11 protein-coding genes are annotated in these 12,440 nt (G+C 44.3%); 3 read left to right on the top strand and 8 right to left on the bottom strand.

Annotation, left to right across the window (positions count from 1 at the left end; genetic code table 11):
- Positions 1-6 precede the first annotated feature (6 nt).
- On the top strand, positions 7-1,131 hold the full coding sequence (mqnC, locus tag HY58_RS08495) for a cyclic dehypoxanthinyl futalosine synthase (RefSeq protein WP_039130508.1): 1,125 nt from the start codon (positions 7-9) through the stop codon (positions 1,129-1,131).
- Between the two features lie 24 nt (positions 1,132-1,155).
- Here mqnC and HY58_RS08490 read toward each other — a convergent pair whose 3' ends face one another.
- The 4 genes from HY58_RS08490 to HY58_RS08475 are packed head-to-tail and all read right to left on the bottom strand — an operon-like array spanning position 1,156 to position 3,987.
- Positions 1,156-2,352, bottom strand: coding sequence for a DUF3570 domain-containing protein (locus HY58_RS08490; RefSeq protein WP_039130505.1), 1,197 nt, complete (start codon positions 2,350-2,352; stop codon positions 1,156-1,158).
- Between the two features lie 33 nt (positions 2,353-2,385).
- The gene (locus HY58_RS08485) at positions 2,386-2,607 is read right to left on the bottom strand and encodes a DUF4266 domain-containing protein (RefSeq protein ID WP_039130504.1); all 222 of its coding nucleotides are present in this window, start codon (positions 2,605-2,607) and stop codon (positions 2,386-2,388) included.
- Positions 2,604-3,560, bottom strand: coding sequence for an FAD:protein FMN transferase (locus tag HY58_RS08480; protein WP_253271530.1), 957 nt, complete (start codon positions 3,558-3,560; stop codon positions 2,604-2,606). Before HY58_RS08480 ends, HY58_RS08485 begins: the two co-directional genes overlap by 4 nt.
- On the bottom strand, positions 3,547-3,987 hold the full coding sequence (locus tag HY58_RS08475) for a thioredoxin family protein (RefSeq protein ID WP_039130503.1): 441 nt from the start codon (positions 3,985-3,987) through the stop codon (positions 3,547-3,549). Before HY58_RS08475 ends, HY58_RS08480 begins: the two co-directional genes overlap by 14 nt.
- A gap of 112 nt (positions 3,988-4,099) precedes the next feature.
- Between HY58_RS08475 and HY58_RS08470 the strand changes: the two genes are divergently transcribed.
- Positions 4,100-4,402 carry a hypothetical protein gene (locus HY58_RS08470; protein ID WP_253271529.1) on the top strand — a complete coding sequence of 101 codons (303 nt, stop codon included), beginning with the start codon at positions 4,100-4,102 and terminating at the stop codon, positions 4,400-4,402.
- A gap of 43 nt (positions 4,403-4,445) precedes the next feature.
- On the opposite strand, the gene HY58_RS08465 is transcribed toward HY58_RS08470, so the two are convergent.
- The 4 genes from HY58_RS08465 to HY58_RS08450 form a co-directional block, all read right to left on the bottom strand.
- Entirely contained in the window at positions 4,446-6,356 is a 1,911-nt protein-coding gene (locus HY58_RS08465; RefSeq protein ID WP_039130502.1) for a SusD/RagB family nutrient-binding outer membrane lipoprotein, read from the bottom strand.
- 30 nt (positions 6,357-6,386) lie between these two features.
- Positions 6,387-9,512 carry a SusC/RagA family TonB-linked outer membrane protein gene (locus HY58_RS08460; protein ID WP_039130499.1) on the bottom strand — a complete coding sequence of 1,042 codons (3,126 nt, stop codon included), beginning with the start codon at positions 9,510-9,512 and terminating at the stop codon, positions 6,387-6,389.
- A gap of 46 nt (positions 9,513-9,558) precedes the next feature.
- Entirely contained in the window at positions 9,559-10,770 is a 1,212-nt protein-coding gene (locus HY58_RS08455; protein WP_039130497.1) for an ROK family protein, read from the bottom strand.
- A gap of 478 nt (positions 10,771-11,248) precedes the next feature.
- Positions 11,249-11,878, bottom strand: coding sequence for a T9SS type A sorting domain-containing protein (locus tag HY58_RS08450; RefSeq protein WP_039130495.1), 630 nt, complete (start codon positions 11,876-11,878; stop codon positions 11,249-11,251).
- A 102-nt stretch (positions 11,879-11,980) separates the two neighbouring features.
- Between HY58_RS08450 and HY58_RS08445 the strand changes: the two genes are divergently transcribed.
- Positions 11,981-12,439, top strand: a complete 459-nt coding sequence (locus tag HY58_RS08445; RefSeq protein ID WP_039130493.1) for a methylglyoxal synthase — start codon at positions 11,981-11,983, stop codon at positions 12,437-12,439.
- Position 12,440 lies beyond the last annotated feature (1 nt).

Here is a 12,440-nt window from a genome sequence, read left to right as displayed (position 1 = left end):
AGCACCATGGAATTATCCGAGCTCTACCGCAAAGCACTCAATTTTGAATTTCTTTCTGTTGAAGAAGGTGTACATCTTTTCCATCATGCTCCATTGGCAGAACTGATGCACGTGGCGGATGAGCTCAGAAAGTTACAAGTGCCCCATGGTAAGGTGACGTGGATCATCGACCGCAATATGAACACCACCAATGTTTGTATCGCCAACTGTAAATTCTGCAATTTCTACAGGGTTCCCGGCCATCCTGAAGCTTATATTACTGATATCGAGACCTATAAAACCAAGATCGCAGAAACCTTCCGCTACGGTGGAGAACAATTGCTGCTGCAGGGAGGCCACCACCCTGACCTGGGACTTGATTATTATGTGAATCTCTTCCGCCAGCTGAAAGAGCTTTTTCCTGATCTTAAGCTTCACACGCTTGGACCACCAGAGGTGGCGCATATAGCCAAAATATCAAAAAAATCACATGCTGAAGTGCTTACCGCTTTGAAAGAAGCGGGGATGGACTCACTCCCTGGCCCGGGTGCGGAAATCCTTATTGACAGAGTTCGCAGGCTTATCAGCAAAGGGAAATGTGGCGCGCAGGAATGGCTTGATATCATGCATGAAGCGCATAAGATCGATCTCACTACTTCAGCCACCATGATGTTCGGACATGTGGAAACAATTGAAGAGCGAATGGAACACCTGGTTAAACTCCGCGAAGTGCAATCACGTAAACCTGCGCACGTAAAGGGTTTCGTGGCCTTCATACCATGGACCTTCCAGGATGTTGATACCCTGTTGGCTCGCATCCGCGGCGTCCAGAATCTTACCACTGCAGAAGAATATATCAGGATGATAGCGATCAGTCGCATCATGCTTCCAAATGTGAAAAATATCCAGGCCAGCTGGCTCACTGTCGGTAAAGATGTTGCACAGTTATGCCTGCACGCAGGAGCCAATGATTTCGGTAGCATCATGATTGAAGAGAATGTAGTAAGTGCTGCAGGGGCACCACACCGCTTTACCTATAAGAGTATTCAGGAAGCTATCCGTGAAGCCGGATTTGAACCCCAGCTCCGTAACCAGCAATATGAATTCAGGGAACTCCCCGAAATGATCGAAGAACAAATCATTAACTACTAAATCTTACCTCTTACCTCTTACTTCTTACTTGTAGCGCAGGTGTAACGAAACTATATTCGCCTGCAACGTATTGCTTCTGGTATAATGGCCATATCTCAGCTCCAGCATATTGAAGTGCTGCCACCCGAATAATCCCCCCGGAGGTGAAAGCCTTATCCCGGCACCATAGAAATGACTATTGAATGCAGACAGGTCAGGGTTGCTGGTGAAGAACTCCGATCCCACTTTATGCTCCCGGTATGGCTTGTAATAATCTACTTCCGTCTGACGGTAATAACGGTAAAACGGACTCAAAGAAAAGAAGTTGTTGAGCTTGATAGCCGTTTCAATATTGGCCGTATGTGCCTTAAGTCCCCAGTCATCAAAATAATACCGGTAATAGCTTCGAATAATTAACTTATCACCAAAAAAGTAATTAGCCCTGGCTCCTATCGGTACCTTAAACCGACTCGAGGGTAAATGCTCTACTTGCACAGCGCCACCTTCTGTATATACGCGGTTGAATGGCAGGGAGAGAAAACCATCCTGCTGAACCAGGTCCAGCAAAAAAGCCAGTTGCAGGCGCTGGTTCACGATCTGCGACCACGACAATGCAACACTATAACTATTACGTGCAGCCGAACCACGCTTTTGGGCATTGGGATCCTCGCTTCCCCTTAACTCAACCGGGTATATCAGGCTGACACGGTCCATATAGGCCTGACCTTTAGCATTGAATTCACCCATCCTGTCTTTAGTCTTTTTAGTTACATGCGCATTTAGGCCAATTGAGAAATAATCATATTCGGAAGAAGCAGAAACACCGACGCCAAATTCTGTACCCTTCTTTTCATTCTCCCTGCTGAATGAAAAAGATGGATATACCCTGTTGTCGGCATATGAAGCAGAGGATATCGTCTTTGGATCTATCTTATCGGATGATGCCGAAGTATAGTTATCAATTCCGACTTCGCCTGTCCACACCTGCTTACGATCTTTTCTGTCGTAACGGATTAGTTTTATATCTAAGGTATTGGAGATATCAGTAAGCTTCTGTGAACCAATGCCGCCGGTAACCGCAGCCCTTTCACCATCCTGGTGGTAATAACTGGATACCAGATTGATTTCATCAATTTTTAGTTTTCGGGAACGGTACGATGAATCATTTGCAGGACCCTGTTGCGAAAATGCAGCCAGCAAACCAAGATATAATCCAATAACGGTGAGACAGATCTTCTTCATAAATGTTTTGCTTGAACGTGATACCAGGGATGATTAATTACAGCCACAGCCACCACCCGACTTACCGGCATTTGCTCCGGATGCACCTTCACGGTAAGACTGGAAGCTGAGTTCCGTTCGCTCGATCTTACGATTTGCCAGTATCATTTCAGCGTCATTAAGCCTGCTTTTCTGGTATTCCTTTACTGCTGAACAACTCGTGAACAATGAAAGGGTAATAGCCATTGAAAGTGTAAAAATGATTTTCGGTTTCATATAACGGTTATGTTCTTTGAGGTGTATACTTTTTGCTGCTCATCAATGATGATACAGGCCATCTGATTCATCTGGTTAATAAGATCAAGTCCAACCTTGATACCCATCACCATCACGGGAGTGGCCATTGCATCCGCCAGCTCGGCAATCGGACTGATTATGGTTACACTTTTTATTCCGGTTACCGGGTATCCTGTTCGGGGATCTATGGTATGAGAATAGCGTTTACCCCCAATAGTTATAAACTTTTCATAGTTGCCTGAAGTTGCTACAGACATGTCCGTGATGTTAATATAGGAGAATGGATTACCGGCACTGTCAGGATCTGCGATACCAATGGTCCATGGATTTCCATTTGGTTGGTTTCCCCAGGTAGTGAGATCACCGGATGCATTAACAATACCGCTTGTTACCCCAGCGTCTGCCAGTACACGCTTAGCACTGTCAGCAGCATAACCTTTCCCAATACCGCCGAAGCCTATCCGCATACCTTTTTCTTTAAGAAATATTGTTCCCGCAACATCATCCAGGATTATGTTATGGTAACTTATAAGACGCACCATTTCTTTTGCTGTATCCCGATCTGGAAGCTCCTTAAGGCTGGTATCAAAATTCCATAACCGCTTGTCTATTGATCCATAGCTTAAATCAAATGCTCCCTGCGTAAGTACGGAAATCCTCTGAGCCCTTTGCACCAGTTGAAATAATTCTTCATTTACTATTACCGGTGCAATACCCGCCATTTCATTTACCTGGTTGGTCAGGCTATTCTCATCGAAAGTTGTTAGCAGCTTTTCAATCCGACGGATCTCAGATACAGCCAGCTCGATGAGTTCTTCTGCCACCGCTCTGTTTCTGGCTTCAACGCTAATATCAAACCTGTTCCCCATGAGTTTCAGGGAACGCCTGAAGAGGTTCCTGTCAATTGCCTGGAAAGTATCAGTGAGCTGCAAGGCAAGCCTGGTTTAACTCTGCAACAAAAGATTTCGCATCACCTTGGGGAAGGCCCTCCCATTTCTTCAGGACCTTTCCATCCGCAGACAATAACAGTGTAAGTGGAAAGTCTCCTTCAGTATTGTACTTCTCAGCAAGATTATTATTATGCTCCTGCTGGTCTTTTGGCAACTGGAACTTCTTTCCCCTTGGAAAATCTGCATTCACCAGGACCAGCTTTTCATCTGCAAATTTTTTAAACCTATCATCCGCGAAAATCTGTTTCTTCAAACGGATGCAGGGAGCACACCAGTCTGAGCCGGAAAAATTCAGCAGGATCAGTTTATTTTCCTGCCTCGCCTTCACCTGCGCCTTATCCATATCATGACCCCAATCTGTAAAGGAATAAAGGCCTGCCATTAAAGCTAACAATATGATCAGTCTCATCGGATACAATTTGGTATAAAATTGGAGGAATTATAGGTACAACCGATGTGATAAATATCACGTCTATAAGCGGAGCGGCCAATAAAATATAAAATCCCGCATATTTAACACGATGCCAACAATGAAACTTACCCAACCCTCACTGGCGCTTTGCCTGCTGCTGGATGCAGTGGGATATTTCACTTACGCGATGCCCTTCCTGGGCGAGTTTGGTGACCTGGTATGGGCGCCCATATCCGGACTGATCTATTATAAACTCTTTGGGGGATGGAGAGGTGCACTTGGGGGATTTTTCTCCTTTGCAGAAGAGATACTTCCTTTCACTGATTTCATCCCGACATTCACACTGGGTTATATCGCACAACGACTGGGCAAGAAAAAACCACAGTCGGGGATGGTAACTGTGGCGAAATAATACATAAAAAAGAAACCCGGCGATCTGCCGGGTTTCTTTTTTATTAAGGTTGTTTAGCCCACCATAATGGTGTCAGCACTTCGTCGGGTCCGCCCAGGAATCCTACTGCCTGTGCATAGCCGGCAGCATTGCTTGCCGGAAGGCTGGAAGGATACTTAAGACGTTGCGGGAAGAAACGCTTGTTGGATGTCATATAATTAGCAGCCGTAAGATCAGGCATATTCACCAACGGATTCTCTATTGCCGGGTTCTCAAAGAACGGCAAACCTAAACGACGGTGATCACTCCATGTTTCCAACGGCAACCATGGCGTCTGGGCAATGAACTTCTGCGTAATGATCTTTGTCAGCAGGTCATTCCTCACCGTACCATTCTTATACAGATTGTTTACAGGATACTTGATCTCAACTGTACCAGGCGTATTAGTATACCCATCTGTAAATTTCATGGTATGGGTAGCCGGAGGCTCAACAGTATGTGCCCAGCTTACAGATGTACCAGCATTGTTATAATCGGTAGAAGCTTTATAGGTAGAAGCAAAACCGGATACACCCCAATATGCAAAACTTGCATCAATACCGGCTTCATAAGCTTCCTGGCCGCCCATTGGAACCGTCCAGCCCCTTACAGCTCCTTCAGCAAGCAGGAAATAGGTTTCCCATGGAGCAAAGAAGATACGCTTGTTGGTACTGTTTCTGAATTTGTTGGCGTGACGTGGAACAGCACCTGTATATGCCCTGATCTGGTTCTTCGAACCTTTCACACCCCAGTCGCCATTAACAGGAGCATTCCAGGTATACTTGGCATCCAGGGTTTTCACAACCGCACCCGCTGCATCAACAAGGTTACGTACTGTTGTTTCAGCAGTATTATCCCATTCAGGGTAACCGTTGAATTCAGGATTAGTAAAATCACCCGGAATGATATAAGCCTTATATGCACGGGGATCAATAGTGTTTGGTAAACCATCCAGCCAATATCCTGCTGTAGGATCATTGGTCATCATCGTGAAATGATCCTGGAATTTTAAACCCACATAATCAGCAGGTTTAATATTAGCATGCATCGCTGCCGGAACCTGGTCTGCAGTTTTCACTCCACCCAAGCCCTTTACCAGGTTATTCATGGTAGCGGAAAGCATAAAGGAGTTCCACTGCCTTGTCATCACACCTGTTAGGGCATTCCAGCTATTTGGCATTTCTGCAACCTGAAATGTTTCCCCACTAGCTGTAAGTAATGGTAAAGCTGCTGCTGCTTCAAACTCTGCTTTTGCTTTCGCCGGATCCGCCTCCGAAAGGCGCATAGCAAGACGAAGGCGCATGGAGTTTGCATACTTTTGCCATTTCGTATAATCAAAACCGTAAGCCTGATCAAACTTGCTTTCCGGCTTCGCTGCTTCCAGATCAAGCTTTGAAGAAGCATCCTTTAATTCCTCCAGCATAAAATAATACACGGTCTTTACATCAGAGAATTCGGGGTTAACTCCCTGGAAGGCATTAATGGGAATTGGCCCAAAATTATCAGTAAGCTCACTCATAAGGTAAGCTCTCCAAATCCTGGAAATCTGTAGCAGATTATTTGTATATGGCTTAATATTACCATCCGCAATTTGCTTCTCAGCAACCTGCACGCCTGAGTTGATGGCATTCAACCAGCCACCCATGTATCCGCCCCCATAATAATCACTTGACCAGCCATCATTGTAGCCACCAGACGATATTCCTCCGCCAAATTGCTGCCTTCCCGCTATCTTCCAGTATAAAACGAAAATACGTTCAGCAATATGCGGATCCATCTGGCTTCCTATCAGCGCATTGTTGATAAAATATTCCACCTGTACCTGGTCTTCCGTTACCAGTTGAGGATCCGTATTGACCTCTTCAAACTTGCTGCACCCGCTGAAAAGGGTAGCACCAAGCAGGAGGCCTGCGGTATATTTAATAAATCTTTTCATATCAATTTTTTGAATAATTATTGTCAAATTTTAAAACCCGAGTGATAAAGTGAACAGGAATGAACGCATCGTTGGGAATGCTCCGCTTTCAAAACCAACAGCATTAGTGCCGGTTGCAAAAACAGATTCCGGATCGATACCATTCAAATGACTCGTGATCATCCATACATTATTACATGAAGCCTGAATCTTTGCCGATTGCAAAGGCGACTTACCAAGCAAACTCTTGGGCAGACTATAACTCAACTGTACATTTCTAAGGCGCACATTGGTTGCATCATAAAGATATGCTTCTCCAACACCCAGATTGTTCAGGGTTGCCAGCGTTCTCCAATAAAGCTGCTGTGAAACACTGACAGTGTTTTTTGAAGGTGCACCATTAGCATCCAGAATCACACCATCAGCGACGAAATCTTCTCTTTTCCCCCCGGGTGCAGTAACAGCTGAAACACCACTTGACTGCAGACTAACATTGGAAGCAGAAAATATCTCACCGCCAATACGCGCATCAATCAGGAAGCTGAACCCAAAATTCTTGTAGCTGAAAGTGTTTGTAACACCCAACAACCCTTTCGCCTGCTGGTTACCCAGTTTAACGATCTGAGGATCACGCTGTGGAAGACCAGCAGCAGTTAAGATCGGCTGACCAAAAAATGGACTTGCCTCATCTTTAACCCTCAACAAACGGGTGCCAAAAATATCACCATATAATCCACCTGCTTCTGCCCTGATAAACAGATCATCAAAAGCCCCGAGTGCATATGTATTCACCCCTTTATCTCCGGCAATATCAATGATCTTGTTTTCATTCTTGGAATAGTTGGCCATGATGGTCCACATGAGCGACTTGCTATTGGTAAGTATCCTGAAGTCAGCCATTAATTCAATACCCTTATTTTGGATATCACCGGCATTCACCATCATATTATTATAACCACTCAAAGGATCCATTGGGATCGCGATCAACTGGTTGGTAGCATTGGACTTGTACCAGGAGAAATCTAATCCTAAGCGATTATTAAAGAATCTCGCTTCAGCACCGAATTCCAGTGATTTTATCAATTCACTCACTACATTCGGATCGCGGAGTGTTCCGTTTCTCCATGCCGTGGTGTGAGAAAGAGGACTTTGCCCGATTACATATCCATTATACAAGCTATAGGGCTCAAGGTCATTACCCACTTCTGCATAGGATCCGCGAAGCTTAACATAACTCAGCCAGGAAGGAATATTTGATCCCATCTTTTCCATCATGTCGGTAAGCACATAGGAAAGACTGAATGATGGGTAGAAATAAGAACGGTTTGCCTTGATCATAGCAGAAGACCAGTCATTCCGGAATGTCGCATCCAGGTATAGATAACCATCATAATTCACACCTACAGAACCATACAGTGAGTTGATCTTTTTATGATAAACACTTTGTCCGACACCTGGAGCACTGCTGCCATTTCCAAGTGAGAACACATCAGGTACAGCAAGTGATCCCACGTTTACATTTATGGAATTTGATTGTCTGTCCATCAGGTTACCACCCAGCGTTACAACGCCACCAAATTTACCAAACACATCATCTTTTCTTGCATTAACAAGGAAGCTGTAGTTGGTTTCTTTAAAGGTCTGTTTACCTTCTGAATAAGCATTTGCCCTGTTACTTCCTGCATACACTTTTGATTGTGTACTGGTGGTATAAATATCTGCACCACCCTTAACTTCCATATCCAGCCAGTCAGTGAATGCATATTTTACAGACCCGTTGAGGAGGAAACGATCACGTGCATCTCTGTTAAGATTATATGCTGAGTTCCAGTATGGGTTATTCTGCCATCCTGGTGCACCGGGATACCAGATCATCTTACCAAACTCATCTTTGGCTGCATTGAAATCACGGATATCCAGACTGCGCGGAAGTGTGTAGAGGGTAAAGATATTGCTCACATCCCGGCCATTGATCGGCCTGTTAATACCAGTAGTATTATTGTAGGCAATCTTCATGTCTGTTGTCCAGCGATTATCCTTTCCAAACCTGCTAACAGCACGTGTTGTAAGATTTGTTCTTTCGAGTTTGTTATTAGGAATAATACTCTTATCATCCCAACGGCTGATGGAAGAATAAACAGATGTAGCACCAAATTGCTGCTGGAAAGAAAGATTATAATTCTGCGTTGTTCCGTTTCTCAGGAAATTATCAACGTTATCATGACCAATGGTGAGAGGTGCCTGTGAGCCATCCCATTTTGTAACTGACTGTCCTTCTGCTTTCGGTCCCCAGCTTAGTGTGCTTGTAGGATCAAAAATGCCATCCAGACCCTGTCCATAGGTGTCCTGCATTTCGGGACGAATGAATATGCTTTCAATGCCCTGAGTGGTAGAGAACATAATTCCCAGACCATTCTGTTTTTTACCAGACTTGGTCGTAATAAGAATAACACCATTACCTGCGCGTGAACCATAAAGCGCCGCGGCAGATGGTCCTTTCAAAACAGACATGCTTTCAATATCATCTGCACTGATATCCCCCAGACCGTTACCACGATCATAGCCCGCGCTCCAATATCCATTCTCGTTAGTACCAGTAAAGTTGTCAATGGGAATACCATCTACAACAATCAAAGGCTGGTTTGTTCCGGTAAGAGAATTATTACCCCTCAGTACGATCTTGGAAGATCCACCGGCACCATTGCTTGAACGCACAACCTGCAAACCGGCAACCTTTCCGGATAAAGCATTGGCAAGGTTTGTTTCCTTGGTATCGGCAAGCGTTGACCCCTTGATCTCCTGCACCGCATAGCCAAGGGATTTTTTCTGACGCTTAATACCAAGTGCTGTTACTACAACCTCGTTCAGGTTGCCACTACCGGCTTCCAGCACAACGTTATAAACACTTTCAGCCCCAATAGCAATTTCCTTGTTACTGAAATTTACAGAGCTGATCAACAGAACAGCATTAGACCTCGATATGGCGATCGTGAAATTACCATTATCATCAGTTGAGGTTCCATTGGAGGTTCCCTTTTCAAGAATAGAAGCGCCTGCTACAGGGGCTCCCTGGTTGTCTCGGACTGTCCCGCTAACAGTTTTTTGCTGCGCCATTGTTACGGCCGCGCAAAAACTCAACATCAGGAACAACAACAACCGTTGAGTCGTTCTTTTCATTTGCAGATCATTTTGATTTTATAATTAGTAAGTGGTCACTTTTTTTTTACTGGTTTATTACATGATCAGCCAGTATGTTTTCAGTTGGGTCTTTCTCAAAATTCTCAACTACTAATGCGGCAGCGCCAATAAGCTCTGCCTCGGTATTGAAATTGGACACTGTTATTGTTGTATATGCTGCAAGCCTTGGAATACAATAGCGGTTCACTGCCTGCTGAACAGGTGCCAGCCAGAGATGCCCTGCCGATGCACCCCTTCCACTTAATACTATCAACTCCGGATTGAGTATGTGAATTAAGATGGCAATCCCTCTTCCTATGTTATAAGCTATCTCTGATAATAGCTCTACAGCAAACTGGTCTCCTTTTACTGCCGCACCAATGATGACACTGCATGCCTCTTCATAATCATCCGGAATTTTTTTCAGGATGGACACCCTGCCATTCTTAAGACCCTGTTTCATTTTTTCGATCACCTCAAGTAAGGAGGCCTCTGTTTCGAGACATCCGCTTTTTCCGCAACTGCAGAGCTTATTATTATTAAATAACGGCATATGGCTGAATTCTCCTGCAAAGCCATTATATCCACGGAACAATTCGCCATTGATGATCATGCCTAATCCCACACCCCAGTTAGTATTAATGACCATCGCATTATTCTTTCCGCGTGCAGCCCCCAGCTTAAATTCTGCAAGAGCAATCAAACTTGAATCATTGTCGATGAATACCGGCAATCCTAACTCCTCTTCTAAATGTTTAACAATGCTCTTTCCCTTATTATCGAGATAGGAATAATTAATGCCCTTTCTTACATCAACAAAACCAGGCATACCAATTCCTACCCCGATTATTTTATTATAGGAAATGCCGGAGGCATCGCAATAGGATTTTATATAGCGAGTGAGTTCTGCAAGGGAATCGGCGTGCTGCTTGAGGTCTATCGGAAATTTATCTGCCTTAACTATCTGTGCATTCTGTAAATCAACCAAACCAATCTTCGTGATCAACTGGTCCATGGCAACGGACACAACATACATCTTACCTGCCACCAGAGAATACATCAGTGGCCTGCGTCCTCCGGTTGAAGGTGCATATCCTTTCTCTTCTACAATCCCCTCCTCTACCAGCTCTGTCAAAATCCTCAGCGTCAGGGGCAGACTTCGTTCAATCCTGGTACTGATCTCCGTTCCCGACAATACGCTGCCAAAACAAAGCTCCTTGAGGATCTTTTTCTTGTAATAATCGGTTTTACTGGCCATGCAATCGTTTGAATTCTACATCAATGTTACATAAACTTTTTAAATATTTTAATTAGTTAGCGAATTAATGTTAAAATTTCATGAACTTTTCAAGCAAACGATAAGAAGTGGGGCAATAATGTTGAAACAGCGAGGGAAGTCTGGTAGATTTACAATAGAGCATCCGGGATTTTGTTAAATGAGAGGAGAATAATTATTTGAGGTTAAATCGCCTGATAATGCAGAAAAGTCTTTATGCATAAAATTGCCCTTTCAAGCCAGGATGTTTGCAGATAACTGAATAGGAAAATAAAAAAGGGAGTGGATAGATAGCTCATACCTTAACCAGTTTGGGTTATGGGCATAAAAAAAGGGGTCAGAATAGAAATTCAACCCCGTTTTTAAAATCCAATATCCTATGAAAAACCAATACAATAATAGAGGTTTTCACTTATATACGCAAGTTTTTTTAAAAATTGCGTAAAACCACGCATTACGCTTAATTTTTTACCAGCTTTTCTGTCAATACTCTTCCACTTTCTTTTTGGGTAAGGGTAATAATATACATGCCTTTTTCAATATTTGACATATCCACTGTTTGTAAACCAGCCTGTAATTGTGTATTGATCCTTACCTTACCTCCCGCATCCGTTATCAGGAGATCGAGCGGCTGCTCCGATCGCACGATCAGCATATTATCAACAGGATTGGGATAAAACCTGCAGGTCATATCTCCTGCAAACATTGCCGTCACAGCTTTTGAATACTGATGTAAACCAGATTCCATCAACCACTTTACCCGATAGGTATTTCGACCCCGATGCGGCTGCTCATCAATAAAACGTCCATAGCTCGTCTCACTTTTCAACACAGCCAATACTTCAAATTTATTCATAGTGGGAGACATCCTCTCGATGCTATAAAAACCTCCTTTATCAGCATGATTAATTGTCCATTGTAATTGAACTTTGCCAGAACCAGCGGCAATGGGCTCATCCAGACGTACCACCACTTGTCCCGCTGCCGCTGAAAGCAACGCTGGTGTTGGTGTACCAATATTGGTCTGGGCAGCCAGCCAGCCACCAGGGCATAGCAAAGCCGCCAGGAGAAAATGGGTTAGTAATCGCATATTCTGTTCTGGCCTGTGAAGATGTGGAAAAAATGTGAACAATTATTGTGCCGAATGCCATTTTAACAAGATCTTTATCGCAAACCCTAAATTGGTTGCTCAATGATGCAAAACAGGAAGTTCACCAGCCGCAAGCGGATCGCCATGGTGGCACATGACAAAAAGAAAAAGGAAATGATGGATTGGGCGGAATTCAATAAGGTCATCCTAGCCCGGCATGAACTGATGGCAACAGGAACAACAGGCAGATTGCTGGAAGACAGCCTCGATCGCCCGGTAAAGAAATTACTAAGCGGGCCGCTGGGTGGCGATCAGCAGATCGGCGCGATGATCGCAGCGGGAGATATTGATATCCTGATTTTTTTCTGGGATCCCATGGAGGCACAACCACACGACAGTGATGTAAAGGCACTGCTTCGGGTAGCCATAGCCTGGAACTGCGTAGTGGCCTGCGACCCAGCCACAGCAGATTTTGTACTCAGCTCGCCACTCATGCAAACTGATTATGAAGCCGTGATCCCCGATTATTCCGGTTACCTCACACGGCAGATTGAAAAATGAC

Origin of the sequence: Flavihumibacter sp. ZG627 (assembly GCF_000814325.1) — a bacterium.
GTDB lineage: Bacteria > Bacteroidota > Bacteroidia > Chitinophagales > Chitinophagaceae > Flavihumibacter.
This window is presented reverse-complemented; position numbering and strand designations above follow the sequence as displayed.

Excerpts from the sequence above, each read along its gene's own strand:
- HY58_RS08460 (WP_039130499.1), bottom strand. The coding sequence starts at position 9,512 with ATGAAAAGAACGACTCAACGGTTGTTGTTGTTCCTGATGTTGAGTTTT.
- HY58_RS08475 (WP_039130503.1), bottom strand. The coding sequence starts at position 3,987 with ATGAGACTGATCATATTGTTAGCTTTAATGGCAGGCCTTTATTCCTTT.
- HY58_RS08465 (WP_039130502.1), bottom strand. The coding sequence starts at position 6,356 with ATGAAAAGATTTATTAAATATACCGCAGGCCTCCTGCTTGGTGCTACC.
- mqnC (WP_039130508.1), top strand. The coding sequence starts at position 7 with ATGGAATTATCCGAGCTCTACCGCAAAGCACTCAATTTTGAATTTCTT.
- HY58_RS08455 (WP_039130497.1), bottom strand. The coding sequence starts at position 10,770 with ATGGCCAGTAAAACCGATTATTACAAGAAAAAGATCCTCAAGGAGCTT.
- HY58_RS08485 (WP_039130504.1), bottom strand. The coding sequence starts at position 2,607 with ATGAAACCGAAAATCATTTTTACACTTTCAATGGCTATTACCCTTTCA.
- HY58_RS08490 (WP_039130505.1), bottom strand. The coding sequence starts at position 2,352 with ATGAAGAAGATCTGTCTCACCGTTATTGGATTATATCTTGGTTTGCTG.
- HY58_RS08470 (WP_253271529.1), top strand. The coding sequence starts at position 4,100 with ATGCCAACAATGAAACTTACCCAACCCTCACTGGCGCTTTGCCTGCTG.
- HY58_RS08445 (WP_039130493.1), top strand. The coding sequence starts at position 11,981 with ATGATGCAAAACAGGAAGTTCACCAGCCGCAAGCGGATCGCCATGGTG.
- HY58_RS08450 (WP_039130495.1), bottom strand. The coding sequence starts at position 11,878 with ATGCGATTACTAACCCATTTTCTCCTGGCGGCTTTGCTATGCCCTGGT.